The organism is Brevundimonas sp. TWP1-3 (genome assembly GCF_049896085.1).
Taxonomy (GTDB): domain Bacteria; phylum Pseudomonadota; class Alphaproteobacteria; order Caulobacterales; family Caulobacteraceae; genus Brevundimonas.
This window is the reverse complement of sequence record NZ_JAFCTP010000001.1, coordinates 2,124,031-2,148,438: the sequence shown is the minus strand read 5'-3', so window position 1 is coordinate 2,148,438 and position 24,408 is coordinate 2,124,031. Positions and strand designations below refer to the sequence as shown.

Here is a 24,408-nt window from a genome sequence, read left to right as displayed (position 1 = left end):
CTTGAGCGGCTAGAACGCCCCGGATGTTGCGCCTGTCAGAACTCAAGCTGCCCCTCGACCACCCGCCGGAGGCCCTGCCCGCCGCGATCGCCGCCCGCTTGGGCGTGCCGCCGCACGATCTTATGTCTTGGTCGATATGGAAGCGGGCGCACGACGCCCGCAGGAAATCCGCGATTCTGAAAGTCTACATCCTCGACGTCGAGGTGAGGGATGAAACGGCGGTGCTGGCCCGCCTTGCGGAAGACGTGCACGTGGCGCCGACGCCGGACGTCGCCTATCACCCTGTCGCTGTTGCGCCCAAGACCGAGCGCCTTCGGCCGCTCGTGATCGGCGCCGGGCCGTGCGGCTTGTTCGCCGGGCTGATCCTGGCCGAGATGGGGTTCAAGCCGATCATCCTCGACCGCGGCAAGGTGGTGCGCGAGCGGACCAAGGACACTTGGGAACTTTGGCGCAAGGGAAAGCTGCACCCGGAGTCCAACGTCCAGTATGGCGAGGGCGGCGCGGGCACCTTCTCCGACGGCAAGCTCTACAGCCAGATCAAGGATCCGCGCTTCCTGGCCCGCAAGGTGCTGACCGAATTCGTCGCGGCCGGGGCGCCGGAGGAGATCCTGACCGAGGCCCATCCGCACATCGGCACCTTCCGTCTGGTGACCATGGTCGAGGCCATGCGCGAGAAGATCGAGGCTCTGGGCGGCGAATACTGGTTCGAGCAACGGGTCACGGACATCGATCTCGACAAGGGCGCCATCCGGGGCGTGCGCCTGCACACGGGCGAGACGCTGGAGGCCGATCACGTGGTCTTCGCCATCGGCCATTCGTCGCGCGACACCTTCCAGACCCTCTACGAGCGCGGCGTCCATATCGAGGCCAAGCCGTTCTCGATCGGTTTCCGCATCGAGCATCCGCAGTCGTGGATCGATCGGGCGATGTTCGGTCCTTGCGCTGGCCACCCCGATCTGGGCGCGGCGGCCTATACGCTTTCGCACCATTGCAGCAACGGTCGCACCGTCTACAGCTTCTGCATGTGCCCGGGCGGCACCGTGGTCGCGGCCACCAGCGAGCCGGGCCGCGTCGTGACCAACGGCATGAGCCAATATTCGCGCAACGAGCGGAACGCCAACTCCGGCTTCGTGGTCGGGATCTCGCCGGAAGATTACGGGAGCGACCACCCGCTGGCGGGCATCGAACTGCAACGGGAGCTGGAGACCCGCGCCTATGCGGCCGGCGGCGGCGACTATTTCGCGCCGGGCCAGCTGGTCGGCGACTTCCTGGCGGGCCGCGCCTCGACCGCGCTGGGCGAGGTCGTCCCCAGCTACAAGCCGGGTGTGCGCCCGACCGACCTGGCGCCCCTAATGCCCGACTATGTGATCGCCGCCATGCGCGAGGCTCTGCCCGTCTTCGGCCGCAAGATCGCCCGCTACGACGACGCCCAGGCGGTTCTGACGGGCGTCGAAACCCGGAGTTCATCCCCGATCCGAATGACGCGCGGCGCCGACTTTCAGAGCCTGAACGTGCGCGGCCTGTTCCCTGCCGGCGAAGGCGCCGGCTATGCCGGCGGCATCCTGTCGGCCGCCGTTGACGGCATCAAGGTGGCCGAAGCCGTCGCCCGGTCGATGGTTGCGAAGGTGGCGGCGTAGACAAGAGGTGGCGCATCGGCTGCGCTGTCCGCCCCGCCAAACCTGCCAACCTCAGCCAATCATCCGGCTCCAGCCGTCGAACCCGACCTCGACGTTGGCAGGAACAATCGCCGACAGTGCGTTGTAATCCATGTCGATATGCAGGTTCGTCAGCACCGCGCGCTCCACGTCCGCGGCGGCGATCCATTCCAGCGCCCGGTCCAGATGCGCATGGGTCGGATGCGGCGCGTAACGCAGGGCGTCCACGATCCATATCTTGCACCCGGCCACGGCCGCCAGCGCCGCCTCGTCCAGATCGGATACGTCGCTGGAATAGGCCATGTCGCCCAGCCGATACCCCACCGACCGGATCGGCCCGTGCGCCTGGTCGAAAGTCGTGATCGGGATCGCCCCGCCCGGCCCCTCCACCGACCAGGCTGCCCCGTGGGCCGGAATGAGCCGCCCATCCAGCAGCGCCGGATAACCGAACTTGCTCTCGAAGATATAATCGAACCGATGCGTCAGCGAGCCATGCGTCGCCTCATCCATCCAGGCCGGAATTCGCTTCCTCGACCGCGCGGCGAAGGTGCGCAGATCGTCGATCCCGTGGGTCTGGTCCGCATGATCGTGGGTATAGAGGACAGCGTCCACATGCCGGGTCCCGCTGGCCAGCATCTGTTCGCGCAGGTCCGGCGAGGTGTCGATCAGGACATTGGTCGTCCCCTCCGGCCCGGTCTTCCTCGCCAGCATCGAGCAACGCGTCCGCCGGTTCCTCGGCTCGGCCGGGTCGCAGACGCCCCAGTCGCCATCGCCCCGCGGCACCCCGCCAGAGGATCCGCTGCCCAGGATGACGACTTCGAAACTCATACAGGTCTCGGTATCCGGTCAAAGAGGCCGAAGAAGGCCTCGGTCGTTCTCTGGTCCGCCTCCTCGGCGCTCCAGCCCCGGATTTCGGCCAGCTTGTCCAGCACATGGCCGACATAGGCCGGCTCGTTGCGCCGCCCCCGATGCGGGATAGGCGCCAGATAGGGGCAGTCGGTCTCGACGATTATACGGTCGCCGGGCATGTCGCGGATCACCGCCCGGACATCCTCGGCCGCCTTGAAGGTGGCGATGCCCGAGACCGAGAACCAGGCCCCCAGTTCCGCTGCGATTCCCGCCAGTTCCGCCCCGCTAGTGTAGCAGTGCATCAGCATCTTGAACGGCCCGGCGGCGTGCTCCTCCTTCAGGATCGCCCCCATGACCTCGTCCGCTTCGCGGGTATGGATCACCAGCGGCAGACCGGTCTCCCGCGCCGCCGCCACATGCTGGCGGAACACCGCCGCCTGGATCTCGCGCGGGCTGAAGTCATAGTGGAAGTCCAGGCCGCACTCGCCGATCCCGACCACCTTGGGCCGCTGCGCCAGATCGATCAGGGTCGCCGCCGTCAGATCCGCCGCATCCTTGGCCTCGTGCGGATGGACCCCGACCGTGCACCAGATGTCGTCGTGCGCCATGGCGATCCCATGGGTCGCCTCGAAGGTCGTCAGCTTGTCGGAGATCTCGACCATCAGCCTGACCCCCGCCTCGCGCGCCCGGGCGATCACGTCATCCCGGTCCTCGTCGAACTGGGGCGCATGCAGGTTCACATGGCTGTCGATCAGCATCAGCCCATCCGCTCCTGCTGGGCCTGAACCCGTTTCAGGTCCGCCAGCGCGCCGGCCAGCACATCGGCCTTGTCGAGGTTCAGCCCCGCCGCCCGCTCCGGCAAGGGCTGCAGCCGCTCCCACAGCTCGGCCCAGCGGTTGCCTGCGCCGGCCGGGCTGCTCAGGGCCCGCATCCGCACCGCCGCGATCAGCCGGTCCATCAGGGTCTCGAACCGCTCCTGCCCCTCCGCGCCCCGGAACTTGTCGGCGATGGCCAGGGCTTCGGCCCAGTCCACATCGCCTTCGACCCAACGTCGCGCCAACTGGTCCATCTCGAAGGTCGCCCCCCACGCCAGGGCCAGTGCCGCGCCCGGCGACCCGCCCGCCATGATCGCCGCATGTTCGGCGTCCTCCGGCTCGGCCCCCGTGCGATTGCGCACCAGGGTCTCCAGCCGATCCGGCGTCCAGATCGGAAAGCTCAGCCGCCGACAGCGCGACCGGATCGTGGCCAGCAGCCGACCCGGCGCGTGAGTCACCAGGAACAACACGCCGCGCTCAGGCGGCTCTTCAAGAACCTTCAGCAAGGCATTGGCGGCGTTGATGTTAAGGTCGTCGGCCGCATCGATGATCGCCACCCGATACTGGGCCTGCGACGGGCTCTTGGAAAAGAACTCGGGCAGTTCGCGCGACTGATCGACCGAGATCGACTTCTTGGTCTTGCCGCCCTCGACTAACCGTTCCAGCACCAGCAGGTCCGGATGCGACTGGGCCGAGATCAAGCGACTGACCGGATCATCGCGCCGCGCGCCCAGCGGACCACGCGCCGGATCGGCCGCCGCCCCCAGCAACCGCCGCGCCGCGCGATAGGCGAAGGTCGCCTTGCCGGTCCCCTCGACCCCGCACAACAGCCAGGCGTGGTGCAGACGCCCCCGTTCCCAGGCATCCAGAAAGGCCGCTTCCGCCGCAGCATCAGGGACCAGGTCGAACCGATCGCGAGGATGGTCCTCGCTCACAGCAGCCGGCCCTGAACCGCCCGCCAGACCCGCGCCTCGACCTCGTCCAGCGATCCCACAGCATCGATCAGCACGCACCGCTGGGGATTGGCCTCGACGATGCGCAGGAAGCCCTCGCGCAGTCGCTGGTGGAACTCCACCCCCTTGGACTCGAACCGCGTCTCGAACAGGCCGCGCCCGAACGCCCGCTCCAGCCCCACCTCGACTGGCAGGTCGAACACCAGGGTCAGGTTCGGCTGGTCGTCCCCGACCACGCCTGCGTCGATCTGTTCGATGAAACTCTGGGCCACGCCGCCGCCCGCGCCCTGGTAGGCGCGACTACTGTCGGCGAACCGGTCGCACACCACCCAGTCGCCGGCCGCCAACGCCGGGCGAATGGTCCGCTCCAGATGGTCCGAGCGCGAGGCGTACATCAGCAGGGTCTCGGTCATGGCCGACCAGGGCTCGGCGTCATTGGCCACCACTAGGTTGCGTATCACCTCCGCCCCCTTCGATCCGCCCGGCTCGCGGGTGCGCACCACCTTGCGCTCGCCCAGCACGGGCTCCAGCCGCGCGACCAGCCGCCCGACCTGGGTCGACTTGCCGGCGCCCTCGCCGCCTTCGAAGCTTATGAATTGTCCACGGGTCACGCGCCTTCATGGCGCGCGGGCGCCACCCGGCGCAAGCCCGTGCGCGCGATCAGTTGCCGGATATCAACAGGGCGCCCGCATAACCCCGCGCCACGACCGACTGTCGGGCGGCTTCGGCCGCATTGGCGCTGTCCCACGGCCCCACCACGACGTTGAACCGTCCGCCGTTCAGATCGGCCCTTACCCAGCCGCTCAGGCTGTCGGCGATTCGTCGGGCCTCGCCCTGGTCGGAGAAGGTCCCCGCCTGCACCCAATAGATCGAGACCTCCTCGACCGCTGGCGCGACCTGCGCGGCGGCGACCGGCACGGGCCGGCTCACGGGCGCGCTGACCGGTGCCGAGACGCGCGGCGCGGGCGCCGACGCCCTCAACAGCGTGCCCCCGCCCTGCTGCGGCGCCCGGCCCAGATAGCGCACTCGCACCCGCCCAACGCCCTGCGACAGCATCCCCAGTTCATTCGCCGCCTCGCGTGACAGGTCGATGATCCGGCTGTCCACGAACGGCCCCCGGTCGTTGATCCGCACCACCAGCCGCCGCCCATTGTCCAGGTTCGTCACCTCGACCAGACCGGGCAGAGGCAGGGTCTTGTGCGCCGCCGTCAGGGCATGCATGTCGAACCGCTCGCCGGTCGAGGTCGGCCGCCCGTTGAAGGCGTCGCCGTACCAGGACGCCATCCCGACCTCTTCGTAATCCGGCTGTTCCTTGGGCGTGTACCAGCGTCCGCGCACCTGATACGGCCGCATTGTCCCCGACACGATCGGCGCCGGGTCCTTGACCACAGGCAGGCGCGCCTCGCCGCGCGTCCCGCCCACGCCTGCGCCGCCCGCCGTCGAACAGGCGGCCAGCAGCGAGAACAGCCCCAGGATCAGGGCGCCGCGCACCCATTTTCCACACGTCATCGATCCGCCTCGTCAAAAATACGAAAACAGGATGATCGAAGACATTTCCGCTTTGGTTAATGACCCGTTCGCCTGCTATGGCGTCCGCCTCCGCTCCGACGGCAAGGAAGTGTGGCCGAGTGGTTTAAGGCACTGGTCTTGAAAACCAGCGACGGTGAGAGCCGTCCGTGGGTTCGAATCCCACCGCTTCCGCCATTTCCATTGATTTTATTGAAGAAATCGGACAGTTGCGCTGACACCCGCCTATACACCCGCCTATCCGGCGACCGATTGGGACGGTGTTCCAGACCGTTTCATCTGTGTTCATTTTGCCCATTCGCGCGCACCAGCGACGGCTGACGATCTGGCGAACGCTTTAGAATGCGCCCCGCGATGAGACCGATAAGCGTAGCGCAGGCACGACCATGGACCTGACCCGTCTCGGACTTTCCCGGTTTCGTAACGGGCGATTTCCGTGGCGAGAGACTCCTCGCACCCCATTGCGTCTGATGGCCTGATCAATCCGCAAGAGCGGATTATCAGCCAGCTATGGGTGGCGGAACACACCTGCTAGATTGTGGGATTGCGCGCTAGGGGTGCAAACGATAATGTCAAGGCCGAGCTGGTCTGACGGCTCGCTCTAGCGGGGACCTAAGGGCCGGCGGTTCCGCAAACGCCCCGGCCCATCACAACCGACGCTTGACGGAACGGCACACTTCGAGGTCCCCATGCAGAAGGCGCTCGTGATTTGGTACGTCGAAAGCGACTGGCCGGAATGGTTGAAGATCGATCCGAACTTCCTCCCGACATACGCGGAGTGGCTTGCTCGCACCCAGGCCGAACTCCCAAAATATAGAGACGGGGGCCTAACCCCTGAGCCCGTCACCGTGCGAGTGAAAGATTTCAAGCGTTGGGCGGCCGCCAACAACAAGCCAAGACGTCAGGAAAGCGTTTCCGCCTACGTCATGGACCAGGTCAACCGCGACACCGGCGCTCAATACAGGCGAACCTGACGGGCTCAGGCCTGCTTGATCGCTCCGGCGGGACCTGTTCAGCCAGAGCCCTCAGATCATATTCAATCTTCAGACCGGAACGGCCTTGATACGGCGGAGAAGATCAACAACGTGTTTTCCGATTGGGCCTCGACCGCGTTGCTGGACGTGGCGGTACCGACCTCTCGGTCTGCTCATTTCGGTCAGCGCCCGTAGGAACACACAAATATCCAATGTGGCGCTTGATGGAGATGCGAACGGCGTCCGCATGTGCTTAGGTTCCTGCCATGCCAATGCGTCACGACAATGGAAGCCCGCTATGGGGCGCGCCTGAACCGAGGTGGTCGGGCAAGGTGCGGGTGGTGGCCCTGGTCGCCGCCAGCCTCGCCGCTTGGGCCGTTATCGCCGGCAGCGTCTTCCTGATCACGCGATGGGCGGCGGGGTAGGCTCGCCTGCCGTCAATACGGCCGACACATGACGGCATTTGAATAATCTCGGGGTGGAAAGCCTGCACCTCGGACGAAAGACACCTTCGCCCGTCCCGTCGGCCCATGTCCGCAATCCTATTCGATCCCTGTGCCCACACGAGACAGGCCCTGCTACAGGTCCCGCCATCGAGGACGAGCGCGCTTCCGGATCGCCCATCTCGACGGCCTGAACTTGAGCCGCGGCTGGTGCTGGCGGGCCATCGCGGCAGCCCTTTCATCTTTGGCCCCGCTTCAGGCCGCTGCCGCAACCGCAGCCGAACGCCACCTCGACGCCGCCCTACCCCACAGCACTGGCGACTATATGGGCGAGCACTGGCTGCCCAGCTTCGCGCTTCTGGCGCTCATGCCGCCCACCCCGGATAAACGACTGAGTCCGTTACTGTAACTCGGGAGCCGATGACCAAGCGCGCCTTTGCCCGCGATTGCGGTACATAGCGCTGAGACCCGACGCGCACTGGCGCGCCCGCCAGCACGGATCGACATAGCCGCGCAGGCGACGTTTGGCGTCTACTGAGCTCAAGTTGCGGCGTTATGGGCGCGCTTCCGTTGTGCGACTTCATGGGTGTACTGAGCGGATCCGGCGTCGGGCACACGCTCGTCGTGACGGCTGCCGATCCGATCCCACAGGCTTTCGATCTGGCTCGCGCAATCCGCATGGTCGCCCACATAGACGCCCTGCGTCATGGTGATATGCGCCTGCTCAAACGCGCCGGAACCCGCCAGCAGGATCGTCCGCGTCGGCGCGTTCGCGCTGGCAAGCGCCACCACGCCCGGACTGACGAGATCGGTTGAAAGCCCTTTCAGGTCTTCCTCGGAATAGAGACCCTGGGTCATCTGCGTGGCGGCGCTGGGGGCAAGACAGTTGACCCGGATGTCGAATTTTTGACCTTCGAGCGCCAAGGTCTGCATCAGGCCGACCAGGGCCATCTTCGCTGCGCCGTAGTTCGACTGGCCGAAGTTTCCGTACAGGCCGGAGGACGAGGTGGTGAAGATCACTCGCCCGTAGCCCTTGTCGCGCATGTGCGCCCAGGCGGCCTTCGTCAGATTGACCGAGCCCATCAGATGAACGTCGAGCACCAGGGCGAAGTCATCCAGGTCCATCTTGGCGAAGGTCCGATCCCTTAGAATGCCGGCGTTGTTGACTAGGATGTCGACCCCGCCCCATTGGGCGATCACACCTTCGACCATGGCCGCCACGGCGTCCCGGTCGGTCACGCTGCAGGTCCAGGGCAGCGCCTCGCCGCCGACCGCGCGAATCTCTGCGGCCACGCCTTCGCACGCCGCCGACGCGAGGTCGTTGACCACTACCCGCGCCCCGTGACGCGCCAAAGCCAGCGCGTGGCTCCGCCCCAGGCCGCCGCCGGCGCCGGTGACGATGGCCACGCGGCCCGTGAGATCGATGGTCATGATTGTCTCCCCTGCAGCGGACGTTGCCGCGATCGCCCTGTGTGAACCGCAGCACTTTGGCGATCCCGACCAAAAGGTCAATCTTCACTAGCCGACGAGTGAGGATTGACGAAGCCGGCGATCGGTGAGACGGTCACCCCATGGCGCCGTCAGAGCGCCGAGGAAACATCGAGGGAGGAAGACCATGGGGCGCAAGCTCTGGCTGACCACATCCGCCGCCGTCCTGCTGTGGGCCGGAGCCGCCCAGGCTCAGGATCCCGCGCCGCGACAGACTGACGATCAGCAGGCCGCATCGGTGAGCGATGTCGTGGTGACCGCCGAACGCCGGACCACCAACCTGCAGGAGACCGCCGTCGCCGCGACCGTCCTGTCCGGCGACAGCCTAGACGACCGGGGCGTCTTCTCGCTGGAGCAACTCCAGTTCGTAGCCCCGTCCACGACGGTCCAGAACTTCGGCCAGGGCAACTTTTTCAACGTACGCGGCATCGGCAAGTCGGAGCCCACCACCGCCATCGGCGTGGGGGTGACCACCTATCGCGATGGCGTTCCGGTCTTCCCCGGCTATTTCCAGGCTGAACCTTACTACGACATCGGCAGCGTCGAACTCCTTCGGGGGCCGCAGGGCACCTTCGCCGGCACCAACGCCACAGGCGGTGCGGTTTTCATCACCTCGCGCAATCCCGACTTCACGAGCGTGAACGGCTATGTGATGGGCCAGGTCGGCAACTACGACAATCTCAAGTTCCAGGGCGCTGTGAACGTCCCGTTGACCGACACCCTGGCGGTTCGCCTGGCTGCGAACAGCGAGCGGCGCAGCAGCTTCCACGACATCACCGGCCCCTATAGCGGCGATCCGGGCGACATTGAGATGAACAGCGTCCGGGCCAGTGTCTTGTGGGCGCCGACGCCGGCCCTGCGGGTTCTGCTGAAGGGCGACTACAACAACCAGGACTTCGGCGGCTACCCCGCCGATCCGGCGCTGGCGACCAACGATCCGTTCAAGATCACCGCCAACGGCCCGCACTCAGGCAAGGACGAGACCGCCCGCCTGTCGCTGAACGTCAGCTATGTCTTCGACAACGGGATCACCCTGCGTTCGATCACCGGTTACCAGGACGGGATCAGCGAGTTCTCGACCGATCTGGACGGCACCAGCGCGCTCAACAACACCTTCTATGACCGGGTCGAAGAGACCGTCTGGTCCCAGGAGATCAACCTGGTCTCGCCGGACAACCAGCGCCTGACCTGGCTGCTGGGGGCCTTCTGGCAGCAGGACGACGTGACCTTCCCCGTCACGACCTTCCCGCAAGGCGCCTATCACATCGGTTTCCCCGAAGGGGTCTTCGACTACTATATCTTCGGCGAGACGCCGAAGGAGACGACCGCCGTCTTCGGCCAGATCAGCTATGACCTTTCGGATCGGCTTCAGATCCAGGTCGGCGCGCGTTGGTCCGAGAGCAGCTCGCGCAACGAGAACGTCTATACGACCTATCCTGCGCTCGGCCTGCAGCTGCTCCAGAACGACGAGGTCACCGCTGACAAGACCACTGGCAAGGTCAGCATCAACTACAAGGTTGACGACAACAACTTCCTCTACGGTTTCGTCGCGACCGGCTTCAAGATGGGGGGTCTGAACGCACCCAACTTCTACGTCCCGGCCAGTTCGTTCGGCCCCGAGGACGTGGTCGACTATGAGCTCGGCTGGAAGTCGACGATGCTCGGCGGTCGGGTCCGCACCCAGCTGGGCGCCTATTACATGACCTACGAAGGCTTCCAGGTCGTGGTCGGCGATCCGGCCGTTCCGCTGTTCAGCTCCATCGTCAACGTGGCGGACGAAACGGTGCTGATGGGCCTCGAAGCGTCGGCCCAGGTGCGGCTCGACGCCTGGACTGTGGACGTCGGCGCAGAGGTCTCCAACTCCGAGCTGGGCGAATTCTACGCCGCCGATCCGCGCATCGCGCGCAGCGGCACGTGCAACGCCGCCACCGGCCCAGCCACGGCCAACTGCCTGAACCTGGACGGAAACACCCAAGGGTACGCCCCGGAGCTGACGTTCAACATCGGCGTCCAATACGACGTCCAACTGCCCAACGGCGCGACCCTGTCGCCTCGGATTGACTACGCCCACATCGGCGAAGCCTGGACCAGCATTTTCAACAACGAAGCGCTCGGCGATCGGCTGGAAGCCCGAAACCTGATCAACCTGCTGCTGAGCTACAAGACGAATGACTGGACCCTGGCCGCCTATGCGCTGAACGCCACCGACCAGACCTATATCGCCGCCATCAACTCGGGCCTGCGCTACGCCGGACCGCCGCGACAGTTCGGCGTGAACCTGACGAAGACCTTCTGAACCCAATCGGGGACGATGGCCTGACGGCTGTCGTCCCCGCGCCCTCGCCGGTCCGCCGGCATCGACAACAGTCTGGACCTCTGCCCGGTATGATCGGCTCGCCCCCCGGCTCCATGCAAGACTATGCGCTGACCGTGGATCGCTTCCTGGATCACGGCGCCAAATGGCATGGCGAGGCGCGGGTCGTCACGGCAGGCGAAGACGGTCGCGATACCCTGATCGGCTATGCTGCGCTCCGCGGCCGCGCGAACCGCCTGTCCGGCGCCCTTCTCGATCTTGGCTTGGCGCCCGGCGACCGGATCGCCACCCTGGCCTGGAACACCCAGCATCACGTCGAAATCTGGTACGCCGCCATGGGCGTCGGCCTTGTCTGCCACACGCTGAACCCGCGCCTGACCGTCGCGCACCTGGCCGCCATGATCAACCAGGCCGAGGATCGGGTGCTGGCGGTCGGCGCCGGCCTGCGCGACATGGCCGAGGCCCTGTTGGCCGCCTGTCCACGCCTTGAACGTTTGATCCTGCTGGACAAGGTCGAACCTGAGACGGCGCATGCCGATCTGGAAACCCTGCTCGAAACACGCGGCCGGCCCGTGGCCTGGGGTCGGTTCGAAGAGACCGCGCTGGCGGGTCTGTGCTTCACCTCGGGCACCACCGGCGCGCCCAAGGGCGTGGCCTATACCCACCGGTCCAACTATCTGCATACCCTGCGCGCGCTGCAGGCGGACTCCATCGCGCTGACGGCCGCCGACGCCGTGCTGGTCGCCGTGCCGATGTTCCATGCCAATGCCTGGGGCCTGCCGTTCGCGGCGCCGGCGGTCGGGGCGGATCTTGTCCTGCCCAGTCGCGTCACGGACGGAGCGAGCCTGGCCCGGCTGATCGACCACCATCAGGTCACGGTGGCTGTCGGCGTGCCAACAGTCTGGCTGGGTCTTCTTGACCATCTCGACGCCGTCGGACGCCAGACCGACAGCCTGGAGCGGATCATCATCGGCGGCTCCAGCTGCCCCGACAGCCTGCTGCGGCGCATGGAAGACCGGTTCGGCGCCACGGTGCAGACGAGCTGGGGGATGACCGAGCTGTCGCCGCTGGGCGCCATATCCCCCCGCAGCCCGCAGGCCGGCGCCGCGCGAGGTTCGGGTCGACCACCTATGGGGCTGGACCTGCTGCTGACCGACGGCGACGGCGCACCCCTGCCTGAACAACGCAATGCGGTGGGTCACCTGAAGGTCAAGGGTCAGAGCGTCATCGAACGTTATTTCGACGCCGCCGAGACCGCCCTCGACGCCGACGGCTGGTTCGACACGGGCGACCTGGCCGTTCTCGATGACGCGGGAAATCTGACGCTGGCGGGCCGGTCCAAGGATCTCATCAAGTCCGGCGGCGAGTGGATCAATCCCGTCGAGATCGAAGAAATCGTCGGCGCCCTGCCCTCCATCGGCCTGGTCGCGGTGATCGGCCGGGCGGACCCCAAATGGGGCGAAAGGCCCCTGATGGTGGTCGAGCCGGCGCGGGGGCAGGACATCGACGACGCAGCGTTGAAGGCGACGCTGAAGGGGCGGGTCGCCGACTGGTGGATTCCCGATCGCATCGTTCGGGTCGAGACCATGCCGCTGGCCGCCACGGGCAAGATCAACAAGACCCTGCTTCGCGCCACCTATGGAGGCGCTTAGGATGGACGCCATCTCCAACATCGAGTCGGCGTTTCACCCTCAAGGCGCGCCGGACCGTCTTGAGGTTCTGGCCATGACCACCCCGTCTCCGAAACCGCGTCGCAAGGCCGAACAACGCGCCGAAAGCCTGGAGCAACTTCTTGATGCGGCGGAGGAACTGTTCTCTCAGCACGGCTTCTACGGGGTGACGATCAAGGACATCGCCGAAAAGGTCGGCGTGCATAAGTCGCTGGTCCACTACTATTTCACCGACAAGCAGGAGGTGTTCGACCGGGTCATGGCGCGGCGCGCGCCCATCACCAGCGGACGCCGCATGGAGGCCCTCGACGCCTACGAAAAGGCCGTGGACGGAAAGCCGACGGTCGAAGGCGCCCTGCGCGCCTTTCTGGACACCGACCTGGACACCTATTCGACCGGAGGCGACGGCTGGCGGCATTTCGGCGCCCTCAGCGCCCAGATCAACAACACCCCCGCCTGGGGCGCCGAGGTCATGGACCGGCTGTATGATCCTGTCGTGCTGCGGCTCATCGCCCTGCTCAAACAGGCGATGCCCGACGCCGCCGAGGAAGACATCTTCTGGGGCTATCACTTCGTCACGGGCGCCCTGACGTTGAGCCTGGCGCGCACGGGCCGGATCGATCACCTGTCCGGCGGCAAATGCCGGTCTGACGACTTCGAGGCGATCAAGGAGCGGATGGCGGCCTTCATGGCCCACGGCTTCATCGGCGTCTTCCGCGACCGTGCGGACGAGCGGCGGCGGAGCGCGCACGAATGACCCTCGGCGGCCTTCCTTTCGCGCCTTCGCCCGAGATGCTGGGTTTCGACGCTGACCGCCTGGGCGCGCTAGACGGCTATATGTCGGGCATGGTCGAGGCCGCTCTGGTGGCGGGTACGTCGACCCTGCTGATGCGCCACGGACAGGTCGCCGCCTTCAACACCTTCGGCAAGGCGCGTCTCGGCGACGAGGCCGCGCTGGCGCACGACGCCCTCTTCCGCATCTATTCGATGACGAAACCGATCACCGGCGTCGCCATGATGATCCTGTTCGAGGAAGGCCGCTGGCGTCTCGACGATCCGATCACCGATGTCCTGCCCGAACTGACCGGCCAGAAGGTCTTCGCCGGCCTGGCGCCGGACGGAACGATGCTGAATCAGGACGCCATTCGCCCACCGACGATGCGCGAACTGATGAGCCACACGGCCGGCCTCGGCTATGGCCTGTTCGACGTCCACCCGATCGAGCGCGCCTATCGCGAGGCCGGCGTCATGATGGCGAACAGCCATGATGATCTGGTCCGACGCGCCGCCGCGATCCCGCTGATGTTCCAGCCGGGAACCGAGTGGTTCTATTCCATCGCCACGGACCTTCAGGCCCTGGTGATCGAGCGCCTGTCGGGCCAGACGTTCGGCGATTTCCTGAAGACCCGCATCTTCGAGCCGCTGGGCATGGTCGACACCGGCTTCCACGTCCCGCCCGATCAGGTTCACCGGCTGACAGAGATGTACAGCGACGATGGCAAGGGCGGGCTGAAGGCCGCAACCGAGGCCTTCGACATGCCGATCAACGACTACACTCGCCCGCCCCGGTTCGAGAGCGGCGGCGGGGGGCTGGTCTCCACGGCGATCGACTACGCCCGGTTCTGTCAGATGATCCTCAACAAGGGCGAGCTGGACGGGGCGCGCATCCTGTCGTCCGCCAGCACCGACCTGATGGCAACCAATGTCATACCCGACGCCGTGCTGAACACGGCCAATCCCCTGCGTTTGCTGCCGTTCAACCCCGCCTTCGGCTTCGGACTGGACTTCGCGGTCTTGATCGATCCCCAGGCGCTCGATGCGGTCGAGGGCAAGGGCACGCTGAGCTGGGGCGGCGGGGGCGGAACCTGGTTCTGGATCGATCCCGAGAACGACCTGATCTTCGTCGGCATGATTCAGCGGATGGCCGATCCGGTCAGCAGCGAGTTCCGCGCCAGGGCCCGCGCCCTCACCTACGCCGCACTGACCCACCCCGAAAAATAGACCGGCCAGCAGGCCCGCACCCTGAGGAAACGACCCATGAGCGCGACGCCGATCGAACCCGCAGACCCGCCCGCCACCGCCAGACCCTCGGTGGGAAAGAACGCCTGGGTCGCCTTGGGCGTCCTGTGGTTCATCTATGTGCTGAACTTCCTTGATCGGCAGCTGCTGTCGATCCTGGCCAAGCCCATCCAGGACGCCCTGAACATCACCGACGGACAGCTGGGCCTGCTGGGCGGGCTGTATTTCGCGTTCTTCTACTGTTTCATCGCCATCCCCGTCGGCTGGCTGGCCGACCGGACGAACCGGGTCATGGTCGTATCGATAGCCTGCGGCATCTGGAGTGCGGCGACCATCGCCTGCGGCCTGTCACGCCACTTCGGTCAGTTGGCCGTGTCGAGGATGACCGTCGGCTTCGGCGAGGCCGGCGGCGTGCCCCCGTCCTACGCGATCATCACCGACTATTTCCCCCCGGGCCGTCGCGGCATGGCACTGGGCATCTTCAACCTCGGTCCGCCGGTCGGCGCTGCGCTCGGCATCGCCTTCGGAGCCTCGGTGGCGGCGGCCTTCAGCTGGCGCGACGCCTTCATCGCCATCGGCGTCGTCGGCCTTGTCGTCGCCGTGGTGACGCCCCTCCTGGTCAAGGAGCCTCGCCGAGGCGGCCTCGATATGGCCGCCGGCGCCTCGCCCGCCGCCGCTCCGGTCCGGGCCGGCTTCTGGGATACGGTCAAGATGTTCTTCTCCAACCCGGTCCTGGTGCTGGCGTCCTTGGGCAGCGGCGTGACACAGATCGTCACCTATGGCCTGGGCAATTTCGCCGTCCTGTTCCTGATGCGTGAAAAGGGGATGGAGCTCGGCGACGTGGCGCTTTGGTACGCCCTGGTCGTGGCCATCGGCATGGGGGGCGGCATCTTCGCCTCCGGCTGGCTGATCGACAAATACACCAAGCGTACGCGCAAGGCCTACGCCTTGTTGCCGGCCATCTCCTTGACCCTCGCCCTGCCCTTCTACGTCGCCTTCGTCTGGGCGCCGTCGTGGCCGCTGGCCCTTGCGCTGATGCTGGGGCCGAACTTCCTGAACTACTTCTACCTATCGTCGTCGGTGGCGCTGGTGCAGGAAGAGGTAAAGCCGAACCAACGCGTCATGTCGGGCGCCCTGCTGCTGCTGGTGATGAACTTCATCGGCATGGGCGTGGGCCCCACCTACGTCGGCGCCGCCAGCGACTTCTTCCGCGCGGCCCATCCCGAAAACTCGCTGCAGATCGCGCTCTACACCCTTATCCCGGTCTATCTCGTCGCCATCGGCCTGTTCCTGTGGCTGGCGCGGGTGCTGGGACGCAAGACCTTGAAAGCTGGAGCCGCCTGATGCGCCGTTTCGTCCCTTCCTTCGCCGCCGCTGGCGCCGCCCTGGCCTTTATGGCCTGCGCCTCCGCGCCGTCAGCCCAGACCGCACCCGTCGTCACTGCGCCCGCAGGCGCAGTGCGCGGCCAGGCCGATGGCGACATCCTCAGCTTCAAAGGCCTTCCGTACGCCGCCCCACCGGTTGGCGAGAGGCGCTGGCGCCCGCCTGCTCCCGCCGCCAGGTGGAACGGTGTCCGTGACGCCACCGCCTTCGGGCCCGCCTGCGTCCAGCCCACGCCGGTTATCCAGTCGATCTATTCCGCCGACCTGGGTCGAACCAGCGAAGACTGCCTGACCCTGAACGTCTGGACGCCGTCAACCGCCGGCAAGGCGCCGGTGATGGTCTGGATCCACGGCGGAGCCCTGGTCACAGGATCCAGCAAGGAAACCCTGTATGACGGCGCCCGGATGGCCCGCGAGGGCGTGGTCGTGGTGTCGATCAACTATCGCCTGGGCGTGCTGGGCTGGCTGGCCCATCCGGACCTCAGCGCGGAGTCGTCCGCCGGCATCTCGGGCAACTACGGCCTGATGGACCAGGTCGCGGCGCTGGAATGGCTCAAGCGCAACATTGCGTCCTTCGGCGGCGACCCGGACCAGGTGACCATCGCCGGCGAGTCCGCCGGCGGGCTCAGCGTCCTTTATCTCATGACCTCCCCGCTGGCTCAGGGTCTGTTCGACCGGGCCATCGCCCAGAGCGCCTATATGATTTCAACGCCGGAGTTGAAGACCTCCCGCTTTGGCGCGCCCTCTGCGGAAGACGCGGGCGCCGGACTGTCCAGAACCTTGCAAGCGCCCAGCCTGCGCGTGCTGCGCGGCATGGATCCGCAAACCTTGACGGACCGCGCGGCCATCGGCGGCTTCTCGCCGTTCGGTGCGATCGACGGCAAGGTGCTGCCAGCCCAACTGATCAATGTCTTCGATCAGGGGCGACAGGCGAAGGTTCCGGTTCTGGCCGGCTTCAACAGCGGTGAGATCCGCTCGCTGCGGATGCTGGCGCCGCCGACGCCGGCCAGCGCCGCAGATTACGAGCGGACCATCCGAGACCGCTACGGCGATCTCGCAGACGCCTTCCTGCGCCTCTATCCGTCCTCGGACATGGCCGAGAGCATCCTGGCGAACAGTCGTGACGCCCTCTACGGCTGGACGTCGGAGCGGCTGGTGCGGTCGCAGACGGCGGCGGGCCAACCGTCCTTTCTCTATCTGTTCGACCACGGCTATCCGGCGGCGGACGACGCCAATCTCCACGCCTTCCACGCCGCAGAACTGCCCTACATGTTTGGGACACTGGATCGCACGCCGCTACGCTGGCCGCGCATCCCACAGACCGACCGCGAAACCCGTCTGTCAGACGCCATGGTCAGCTACTGGGCGGGCTTCGTTCGCGACGCACAGCCTCGGGCAGATGCGGCGCCGGTTTGGGAGCCCTACGGTTCCGAAGCCATATTCATGCGCTTCGCAGATATGGCCACTCCCCAGCACGACCTGTTTGTCGGTATGGTCGATTTGCACGAAGAAGCCGTCCGCCGACGCGCCGCCGCCAACCAGCCCTGGAACTGGAACACAGGTTTGGCGTCGCCGCCGCTTCCTGCCCCTTCAGAGTAAGGGTTAGAGCAGGCTCCCAAGCCCGTAGACAAACGTTCTTGAGGAAGCCACCACGCGCGTATCAGCTCGCGAACGCGCAAGAAACGGTCATCAGCCACCTTCCCCAAACGCGTCGGCGTGCGCCTGAAAATCGTCTCTTCATTCAGAAGTCTAATTCCGGCCCCGCCCGCTACGGACGATCACGCTATCATCCCCGACGAGACTCCTGCGATGTTGATCAGACACGCCCTTTTGTTGAAGGCTGTGTCTCGCAGAAAGATTCATGAGAGCCATTATGGACGATTTTCCGCAGGGCGTTGTCCACAAAGCAGGCTCCGACCTTGAAGCCGCCATCTGCTCGAACCCTGAAGTCCTCAACTTGTGGACGGACCTCACCGCGCTCGCGCGAAACGAGTTCATCTGTTGGGTGGACAACGCCAAGCAGGCGACGACGCGGTTGCGTAGGATAGAAAGAACGTCCGAGGAATTGTTGGAAGGCAAAAGGCGACCCTGCTGCTGGGCGGGATGCATACACCGGACTGACAAGGCTCCCAGTCGCTGGCAGCAGGCTGTTTTGATCGGCCAAAAGACCGGGTCCTCCGACGAAGGCGGCTAACTATTTGTGGGATCAAGTGCGCCGGACCCGGTAACAGTGCTTGTGCCCCTCTCCCCTCCTACCCCGTATTTGGGTGGGTTAGCGGATGACGCGGTCGCCGCAATGGCCATCAGGATGCCGCCTCGAAGCTGACCGCGACTTAACGCGGGTCGGAAGCGAAACCACGGGTGGGCGGCTGGCGGCGCAATGACCCGGCGGAGCCGTTACGCGGGCGGCCGCTGGAAAGCGGGAGCCATGACGGCCCCAAGGTCCAACCGAAATAGGATGAGCCCGCCTTCGTCAGAAACGGTCATCGAAACTTCTTCTTCGACCCAGAACTGCGACCCGTCTTCGCTGAGTAACTCGCCGAGTGTTTGGATCGCTTGGATCTGCGCATCCCGAACGGTCGCAAGCTCTGTGGACCAGCTTTGGCGCCCATGGACGCCAGCGTCACTTTCGAAGCGAAAAATCATTCCCTGATTACGACCGGTCTGAAGTTCGGTTCCGGGCAAAAGCCACCCATTCCAAGAGATGGGGCAGCGCGGGCTGCGCGAGGTCTGAGAAAGGACAGCGCTTTTTCGGTCGGGAGGCCGAAGTCTGCATCCGGCCCAAAGGCGCCTGACTGAAACCGACCACAGCCAACCTTGTTGAGTTGGTCGTTTGCGCTACTGTAAGATCGTCGAAAAAGGCAGATCGGTGTGGTTAGCCCGGTCCTCGCGAAAGCGGGTCTGTCCGTCGCTACCTGCGGCGAGTCCCCCGACCTTCAACGCGGCTTGCATGGTGCAGGCTGCGAGCAAAGGACGTGGACCATGCAACAGCAGATTTCGGTCATCACTCTGAGCGTCGCCGACCTGGCGCGATCCAAACGATTTTACGTGGATGGATATGGCTGGTCGCCCATCTTCGAGAACGAAGAGATCGTCTTCTATCAAATGAACGGCATGATGCTGGGGACTTGGCTTGATGGCGGCCTTGAACGCGACATGCAGCGGCAGGGGTTGAAGCGCCCAGGCGCCTTCAGCCTCGCTCATAACGTCCGTGAACAAGAAGACGTCGCCCCCTTGATGGATCGGCTCGCAAGCTTGGGCGGTCGAGTTCTTCGGCAAGCCGATGCGCCCCCCCAAGGAGGATTTAGGGGCTACGTCGCTGATCCCGATGACCACTCTTGGGAGATCGCGTTCAACCCGGCATGGCGGATCGACGACCAAGGCATGGTGACCTTCGGCTTGTAAGCCGTGGTGGGGCGGGCCTCGTCGGAGGTCCGCTTTCCCCCCGCTGACGTTGAGACAGTCCGCTCTCAGGTGACTCCCCAAAGCCGGCTCACCGTGCGAGCGTCGCGCCATGTGCAACCTCTATCGCCAGCGCTCCGGTCCTCAGGCGATCATCGACATCGCCAAAGCCATGCGCTCGACCGTCGGCAACCTGGCGCCGGGTGACGTCTATCCCGACTACGCCGCCCCGATTGTCAGGACGGCCGCCGATGGGATGCGCGAACTCGCGCTGTCGCGCTGGGGCATGCCGTCGTCATCGAGGGCGATCTATGAGGCTGCGACCAAACGCGCGGACAAGCTGAGGGCCAAGGCGACCGAGTTCGACTTCCAGGATCTGCTGAAGAACGAGCCGGATAGCGGTACGACCAACGTCCGCAACACGGCCTCGACCCACTGGAAGCGCTGGCTGGAGCCGTCGCACCGCTGCCTCGTTCCATTTACCGCCTTCAGCGAACCCGGCCGCGACGACGCGGGCAAGTATCGGCCGGTGTGGTTCAAGCTGGCGGGCGACGACCCCGACCCCCTGGCCTTCTTCGCCGGCATCCACCTCCCGGCCTGGGAGGGCGTGCGCAAGATCAAGAAGGGCTGGGAGCAGGCCGACCTGTTCGCGTTTCTCACGACCGATCCCAGCGAGCCGGTGAAGTCGGTCCACCCCAAGGCCATGCCGGTGATCCTCACCAAGCCGGATGACATCGAAGCCTGGATGACCGCACCATGGTCGGAAGCCAGCGCCCTGCAGCGCGCGCTACCAGACGGCGCGCTGGCGACGCTCTGAACGATTCGGCCTAGAAGCTGCGCTCATGACGCCTGACGAACTGAACGACGCCCTCGACGCGATGCAGACAGCGGCCGGCGAAGACTCCGACAGACGACCCGGTCTCATCGAAGTCCGATCCGACGAGTGGGTCAATGGACTGGCGGACATGCCGGTCGCAAAACCCAAGACCATCGTCGACGGTATCCGTATTCGCGACATCAAGGTCGCGGTGAGCGCGGGCGTTGTCTCCAGGGTCTTGCCCCGCGCGGAGGCGGGCGAGCGAGGCCAACCGTATCGCGATCTGGCGTCTCGGACCTAGGCTGTCTCGGCCGCCGTCGATTGCGGCGACGCGACCTGGTGACCCGCTCTAAAAGATCCCATGGACGGAGGGGCCCCGGATCAGCGACCCCGGGATGAAGGCGCTGATGATCGCGGTCGGGATCGACAGCCGGAACCGATGTGACGAAGCCCGCTAGAAGCCGAAGTCCGTCTGAGCAGGATCCGGATCCCGCGACCGGCGTCGCGCAATCCGCGCCGGGGCGACGGGCGGCGGAAGCGGCGGCGAAACCGACCGCATCGGCGGCGGGGCGGTCGGCAGCGCCCGCGTCGATCGCGGCATGCCGGGCAACCGCGGCGCGCTCGGCGGGTTGAAACGCCGCCCCTCGCCCGGCGGCCGGACGATCACCGGCTCGGCGGATCGTCTCTCCTGCTTCCAGGCGTTCAACTCGCTTTCCCACCATCCGACCCTTCCCGGGGACACGGGGACAGGCCCCGGAAACAGTCCTGCCCGCTGCATGCGCCAGGCGGTCGTCCGACTGAAGCCGACGAGTTTGCGTACCTCGGGCCAGGGCAGAAGCCGGTCCTCCGGACCGCCGGGCTCAAGGCCCCAGCTGTGTGACCGGATTGCAGTCGTCCGCCCTCTCGAAGGCCGGACCGGCGTCGGCGCCTCAACGCGCTCCAGGATCACCCCTGTGACGATGCGCCCCCTCGCCGCCTCCGGGATGCCGGCGAAGAGGTCCGGGACGTCGGATCGGTCCGGCCGTCGATCAGCCACGGCGTCGGCCCTGCGCTGCGGCCGGGGCGCCGGTGCGAAGCTCCGACACCTGGCTCGCCGCCCAGGCTTCGAGCAGATTGCGCGGATAGAGCGGTTTGGACCGGACGTGGCGGCACGGCGGGCCGTCGGACCGGGTCGACCATAGCCGCGCCAGCGTGGCCGGCTTGAGCCGGATGCCGCGCTGCGCCAGGAAGGCGGAGGCCTCCGCGCGCGTCAGGAGCGCGCCCTCCTCCAGGGCCGAGCCAGGGGGTTCCGTCGTCATAGTGCGCCGCCCTGAGGCCGGCATTGGCGAACGGTGAACACCCTGCGTCCCGCCGCCAGGGCGAGGTAGCAGTCCAGAACGTTCGCGACGTACTGGCGGGTCTCGGCGATGTCGGGGATCCGTCCGACCCGCGCGACCCGGGCGGGACCGGCGTTATAGGCGGCCAGGGCCAGCCGCACGTCGCCGAACCGGACCAGCTGCTGGGCCAGATAGGCGGCGCCGCCGCGCAGGTTTTCCTCCGGCGCAAAACGATCCCGGACCTGAAGGTCGGCGGCCGTCCTCGGCATCAGCTGGGTCAGGCCGCAGGCGCCGGCGACCGAGCAGGCCTCGGGCCGATAGGCGCTTTCCACAATGACGACCGCGTGGAGAAGCTTCTCGTCCAGGCCATGACGCCGCGCCGCCGCCTCGACAGCCGCATGATACGGCTGGCGGAGCGCGGGGACCCTGTCGCCATGTCCTCCCAGTCCGGCGACAGCGTCCGCGTCGTCCGGCGCGACGCCGAACAGGCCGCCGCCGGCGGCGGACCAGTCGACGACCTGGGCCCGCGCCGCGCCAACGTCCGAAACCAGGATGACAAACGACAGGACGAAAGCCGCGCCGATGGCCCGCCTCACCACAGCACCGCCTCCCGATACACGCCGGTCACGCGCCCTCGGTCGACCGGCCCGAAATACCGGCTGTCGAAGCTCTCCGCCGTGTCCCCCAACAGAAAGAGCTCGCCGCCCTCAAGCACACGACAACCCCGCCACTGCGGCAAGGCCGCACCGTTGCGGTCCACAAGGCTTGCGACCACGGTCTTTTCAGCCGTGACGACCCGCCCTGCCGTCCGGCAGACGCGATCCCCTTCGCGCGCGGCCACCCGCTTGATGAGCAGGACGGTCGCAGGCATGCCCCGACCGCCGAGATAGGCGCGCGCCACATCCGGCTGAGGGATGGCGACGATCGCGCCCGGCGACGGTTGTCCGCGGAAATCCCGCACGTAAAGGCCGCGCGGCAGGCTGGGACTCTCGTTGATCAGGGCTATGTCCGCCGGGTAATGGGCAGCCAGACCCAAGCCGACAACCAGACCGACCCAGGCCGACGGCGCCGCCCAAGGCCGCACAACAGCGGATGGCGCGCTCATGGCTGGTACGGCTCCAGAACCAGGTCGCGGGTGATCATCACCCGCACAGGAGCCCCCGCGTCCAGCCGGATGCTCGGGCGGACGCTCAGCTCGCGGTCCACGAGCCGGCCGCCGACCTGCGCGCCCTCGATCGCCGCCGCATCTCCGGCGTCGCCCAGCAGACCGCCGCCGCGATCGCCGTCCCGCGCCGCCTGCCCGAGTGCGGTGATCGCCCCGCCGAACAAGGTGCCGAGCGCGAGGGGGAAGAGCCTGCGATCGACCCGTCCGCGGATCCCGACGGCGCCCTGGGCGTCGACGCCCGCCTCGTCCTCCAGCAACAGGCTCTTGCCATTGGGGAGGATGATCCTCTCCCAGGCGATGAAGGCCCGCCGGTCGCCGTACCGGCTCTCGCCTTCCGCCGCGCCGATCAGACGCGTCCCTTGGGGCAGGAGGAGATATCGTCCCGAGATCGTGTCGAAGACATTCTGAGTCACCGTCGCCACGACGGGGCCAGGCCGCGCGGTGTCGATCGCGGTCAGCAGCACAGCCGGCACCGTGGCGCCCGCCTTCAGCTCGTAAGGGGAGACCGGCGCCGTCAGCCGGTGAGGATTGTAGGCGGCGTTGACGCCGGGCCGCTCCGGAGGGCCTAAGGCAGCGGTCACCGGCTCGGGCGCCGCCGCGGCCGATCGTCGGCTCTCGCCCCCGCCCGCCGGTTCGGCGAAGAAGAGGCTGGACTGGGCGGCGAGCGCCCGGGGGCTCGGCGCCGAGGCGGCCGGTCGCGCGTCGTAACGCACGGCCCTTGGCGCAGCCTCAGGCAGAGGCGTTTCAGCCGACGCAGCCGGGTCGTGGGCCTGCGCCGTGCGGGGAGGCGGCAGTCGATCATAGGAGGCGGGCTGGTCGGCGACCGCATCCGCCGGCCGGACGTTTCGGCGCGCCTCATCACGCTGGTGTTCGGCCGCCCTGTCCCGCGCCGCGAGGCGCAGATCCGGCTGGACGACAAAAGCCCAGGCCAGTGCGCCCGACACGAGCACCACACCGCCGACCATCACCAGCCTGACCACGGAACCGCGCAGCCGCACGGCCCTGGGTCGAGGCGCGCGCGCGGACAGGCCCGGCGGGGGCTCCTTGTCGCGAACAAGCGGTTCGGGAGCAGACTGCGGGTTCGGGTTCGTATCGCTCATGTCGGCGCTCCCGGCATCCGGCGGAGTACGACCACCTGAGGCCGGCGGTCTCCGAGACGCAGCTCGGCCCGGTCGAACACGCGATCCACGACGAAGAGTCCGAACTGCTCCCTGGGCAGATGCGCCATGGCCGCCCGCACATAGGCCTGGAGCGCGCTCCAGGAGGTGATGACCGGGCGACGGCAAGCCTCGACCCGGACAAGCCGCACGGCCAGTTCGCGCAGAACCTTCAGGTCGGACAAGGCGGCGGGCCCCATCAGGAACCGCCGCATCAACTCTGACGGGTCCGCCGCCGCCACGGCGCCCAGGGTGCCGAAACGCGCGAGGAGGTCGACTGCCAACTGATCCGGATCGCCTTGGGACCGGCCCAAAATCAGCGCGAGGAGACTGTGATCGTCCCGGGTTTCGCAGTCGGGTATCGAGATCGAGAGGGCTTCGCCTGCGACGTCGCGACGACGACGAGCGGATGCCGGATCGAGCGTGAGGGTCATGGCGGTGTCCTTTGCCGCTCCACCACGG

27 protein-coding genes and 1 tRNA gene are annotated in these 24,408 nt (G+C 66.7%); 15 read left to right on the top strand and 13 right to left on the bottom strand.

Annotated elements, in window-relative coordinates; all coding sequences use genetic code 11:
- The first annotated feature begins 23 nt into the window (after positions 1–23).
- Positions 24–1,637 (top strand): NAD(P)/FAD-dependent oxidoreductase, encoded by a 1,614-nt coding sequence (locus tag ACP693_RS10615; protein WP_426016980.1) that lies wholly within the window; start codon positions 24–26, stop codon positions 1,635–1,637.
- 51 nt (positions 1,638–1,688) lie between these two features.
- Here the strand turns inward: ACP693_RS10615 and ACP693_RS10610 are convergent, their stop codons facing one another.
- Genes ACP693_RS10610 through ACP693_RS10590 form a run of 5 tightly spaced genes read right to left on the bottom strand, consistent with a single transcriptional unit; the run spans position 1,689 to position 5,781 of the window.
- Positions 1,689–2,483: an MBL fold metallo-hydrolase gene (locus ACP693_RS10610; protein WP_426016981.1), complete on the bottom strand. Its 795-nt coding sequence runs from the start codon at positions 2,481–2,483 to the stop codon at positions 1,689–1,691.
- Positions 2,480–3,262, bottom strand: a complete 783-nt coding sequence (locus ACP693_RS10605) for a TatD family hydrolase (RefSeq protein ID WP_426016983.1) — start codon at positions 3,260–3,262, stop codon at positions 2,480–2,482. The genes ACP693_RS10610 and ACP693_RS10605 overlap by 4 nt, the downstream gene beginning before the upstream one ends.
- Positions 3,262–4,254, bottom strand: a complete 993-nt coding sequence (locus tag ACP693_RS10600) for a DNA polymerase III subunit delta' (RefSeq protein WP_426016985.1) — start codon at positions 4,252–4,254, stop codon at positions 3,262–3,264. The genes ACP693_RS10605 and ACP693_RS10600 overlap by 1 nt, the downstream gene beginning before the upstream one ends.
- Positions 4,251–4,883 carry a dTMP kinase gene (gene tmk / locus ACP693_RS10595; protein ID WP_426016986.1) on the bottom strand — a complete coding sequence of 211 codons (633 nt, stop codon included), beginning with the start codon at positions 4,881–4,883 and terminating at the stop codon, positions 4,251–4,253. Before tmk ends, ACP693_RS10600 begins: the two co-directional genes overlap by 4 nt.
- A 49-nt stretch (positions 4,884–4,932) precedes the next feature.
- Positions 4,933–5,781 carry a septal ring lytic transglycosylase RlpA family protein gene (locus ACP693_RS10590; RefSeq protein ID WP_426016987.1) on the bottom strand — a complete coding sequence of 283 codons (849 nt, stop codon included), beginning with the start codon at positions 5,779–5,781 and terminating at the stop codon, positions 4,933–4,935.
- A gap of 105 nt (positions 5,782–5,886) precedes the next feature.
- On the opposite strand from ACP693_RS10590, the gene ACP693_RS10585 reads away from it, so the two are divergent.
- From ACP693_RS10585 to ACP693_RS10570, 4 genes are all read left to right on the top strand, one after another.
- Positions 5,887–5,976: transfer RNA gene (locus tag ACP693_RS10585), tRNA-Ser, on the top strand.
- 512 nt (positions 5,977–6,488) lie between these two features.
- Positions 6,489–6,773 carry a hypothetical protein gene (locus tag ACP693_RS10580; protein ID WP_426016988.1) on the top strand — a complete coding sequence of 95 codons (285 nt, stop codon included), beginning with the start codon at positions 6,489–6,491 and terminating at the stop codon, positions 6,771–6,773.
- A 266-nt stretch (positions 6,774–7,039) separates the two neighbouring features.
- Positions 7,040–7,198: a hypothetical protein gene (locus tag ACP693_RS10575; protein ID WP_426016990.1), complete on the top strand. Its 159-nt coding sequence runs from the start codon at positions 7,040–7,042 to the stop codon at positions 7,196–7,198.
- A gap of 130 nt (positions 7,199–7,328) precedes the next feature.
- The gene (locus ACP693_RS10570; protein WP_426016991.1) at positions 7,329–7,625 is read left to right on the top strand and encodes a DUF2891 family protein; all 297 of its coding nucleotides are present in this window, start codon (positions 7,329–7,331) and stop codon (positions 7,623–7,625) included.
- 131 nt (positions 7,626–7,756) lie between these two features.
- Here ACP693_RS10570 and ACP693_RS10565 read toward each other — a convergent pair whose 3' ends face one another.
- On the bottom strand, positions 7,757–8,647 hold the full coding sequence (locus tag ACP693_RS10565; RefSeq protein ID WP_426016993.1) for an SDR family NAD(P)-dependent oxidoreductase: 891 nt from the start codon (positions 8,645–8,647) through the stop codon (positions 7,757–7,759).
- 184 nt (positions 8,648–8,831) lie between these two features.
- Here ACP693_RS10565 and ACP693_RS10560 point away from each other — a divergent pair, with 184 nt between their 5' ends.
- The 7 genes from ACP693_RS10560 (at position 8,832) to ACP693_RS10530 (ending at position 18,283) form a co-directional block, all read left to right on the top strand.
- A complete protein-coding gene (locus ACP693_RS10560) occupies positions 8,832–11,000 on the top strand; it encodes a TonB-dependent receptor (RefSeq protein ID WP_426016995.1) in 2,169 nt (722 codons plus the stop codon).
- A gap of 89 nt (positions 11,001–11,089) precedes the next feature.
- A complete protein-coding gene (locus ACP693_RS10555; RefSeq protein WP_426016997.1) occupies positions 11,090–12,670 on the top strand; it encodes an AMP-binding protein in 1,581 nt (526 codons plus the stop codon).
- 73 nt (positions 12,671–12,743) lie between these two features.
- Complete coding sequence (locus ACP693_RS10550) at positions 12,744–13,445, top strand: TetR/AcrR family transcriptional regulator (protein WP_426019583.1); 702 nt, start codon at positions 12,744–12,746, stop codon at positions 13,443–13,445.
- Positions 13,442–14,689, top strand: a complete 1,248-nt coding sequence (locus tag ACP693_RS10545) for a serine hydrolase domain-containing protein (RefSeq protein WP_426016999.1) — start codon at positions 13,442–13,444, stop codon at positions 14,687–14,689. The genes ACP693_RS10550 and ACP693_RS10545 overlap by 4 nt, the downstream gene beginning before the upstream one ends.
- Positions 14,690–14,725: 36 nt before the next feature.
- On the top strand, positions 14,726–16,051 hold the full coding sequence (locus tag ACP693_RS10540; RefSeq protein ID WP_426017001.1) for a spinster family MFS transporter: 1,326 nt from the start codon (positions 14,726–14,728) through the stop codon (positions 16,049–16,051).
- The gene (locus tag ACP693_RS10535; protein WP_426017003.1) at positions 16,051–17,688 is read left to right on the top strand and encodes a carboxylesterase/lipase family protein; all 1,638 of its coding nucleotides are present in this window, start codon (positions 16,051–16,053) and stop codon (positions 17,686–17,688) included. Before ACP693_RS10540 ends, ACP693_RS10535 begins: the two co-directional genes overlap by 1 nt.
- Positions 17,689–17,950: 262 nt before the next feature.
- Entirely contained in the window at positions 17,951–18,283 is a 333-nt protein-coding gene (locus ACP693_RS10530; protein ID WP_426029318.1) for a YdeI/OmpD-associated family protein, read from the top strand.
- A gap of 203 nt (positions 18,284–18,486) precedes the next feature.
- Here ACP693_RS10530 and ACP693_RS10525 read toward each other — a convergent pair whose 3' ends face one another.
- On the bottom strand, positions 18,487–18,735 hold the full coding sequence (locus tag ACP693_RS10525) for a DUF6894 family protein (RefSeq protein WP_426019585.1): 249 nt from the start codon (positions 18,733–18,735) through the stop codon (positions 18,487–18,489).
- 336 nt (positions 18,736–19,071) lie between these two features.
- Between ACP693_RS10525 and ACP693_RS10520 the strand changes: the two genes are divergently transcribed.
- From ACP693_RS10520 to ACP693_RS10510, 3 genes are all read left to right on the top strand, one after another.
- Complete coding sequence (locus ACP693_RS10520; protein WP_426017006.1) at positions 19,072–19,494, top strand: VOC family protein; 423 nt, start codon at positions 19,072–19,074, stop codon at positions 19,492–19,494.
- 109 nt (positions 19,495–19,603) lie between these two features.
- On the top strand, positions 19,604–20,308 hold the full coding sequence (locus ACP693_RS10515; protein WP_426017007.1) for an SOS response-associated peptidase: 705 nt from the start codon (positions 19,604–19,606) through the stop codon (positions 20,306–20,308).
- A gap of 25 nt (positions 20,309–20,333) precedes the next feature.
- Positions 20,334–20,609, top strand: a complete 276-nt coding sequence (locus ACP693_RS10510) for a hypothetical protein (protein WP_426017009.1) — start codon at positions 20,334–20,336, stop codon at positions 20,607–20,609.
- 153 nt (positions 20,610–20,762) lie between these two features.
- Here the strand turns inward: ACP693_RS10510 and ACP693_RS10505 are convergent, their stop codons facing one another.
- The 6 genes from ACP693_RS10505 to ACP693_RS10480 all read right to left on the bottom strand — a co-directional run bounded on the left by ACP693_RS10505 (position 20,763) and on the right by ACP693_RS10480 (position 24,380).
- Positions 20,763–21,257, bottom strand: a complete 495-nt coding sequence (locus ACP693_RS10505) for a helix-turn-helix transcriptional regulator (RefSeq protein ID WP_426029324.1) — start codon at positions 21,255–21,257, stop codon at positions 20,763–20,765.
- 79 nt (positions 21,258–21,336) lie between these two features.
- Positions 21,337–21,606 carry a hypothetical protein gene (locus tag ACP693_RS10500; RefSeq protein WP_159851504.1) on the bottom strand — a complete coding sequence of 90 codons (270 nt, stop codon included), beginning with the start codon at positions 21,604–21,606 and terminating at the stop codon, positions 21,337–21,339.
- A complete protein-coding gene (locus ACP693_RS10495) occupies positions 21,603–22,220 on the bottom strand; it encodes a lytic transglycosylase domain-containing protein (protein WP_426017013.1) in 618 nt (205 codons plus the stop codon). Before ACP693_RS10495 ends, ACP693_RS10500 begins: the two co-directional genes overlap by 4 nt.
- Entirely contained in the window at positions 22,217–22,729 is a 513-nt protein-coding gene (locus tag ACP693_RS10490; protein WP_426017014.1) for a S26 family signal peptidase, read from the bottom strand. Before ACP693_RS10490 ends, ACP693_RS10495 begins: the two co-directional genes overlap by 4 nt.
- Complete coding sequence (locus ACP693_RS10485; protein WP_426017016.1) at positions 22,726–23,889, bottom strand: TrbI/VirB10 family protein; 1,164 nt, start codon at positions 23,887–23,889, stop codon at positions 22,726–22,728. The genes ACP693_RS10490 and ACP693_RS10485 overlap by 4 nt, the downstream gene beginning before the upstream one ends.
- Positions 23,886–24,380, bottom strand: a complete 495-nt coding sequence (locus tag ACP693_RS10480) for a hypothetical protein (RefSeq protein WP_426017017.1) — start codon at positions 24,378–24,380, stop codon at positions 23,886–23,888. The genes ACP693_RS10485 and ACP693_RS10480 overlap by 4 nt, the downstream gene beginning before the upstream one ends.
- Between the last annotated feature and the right edge of the window lie 28 nt (positions 24,381–24,408).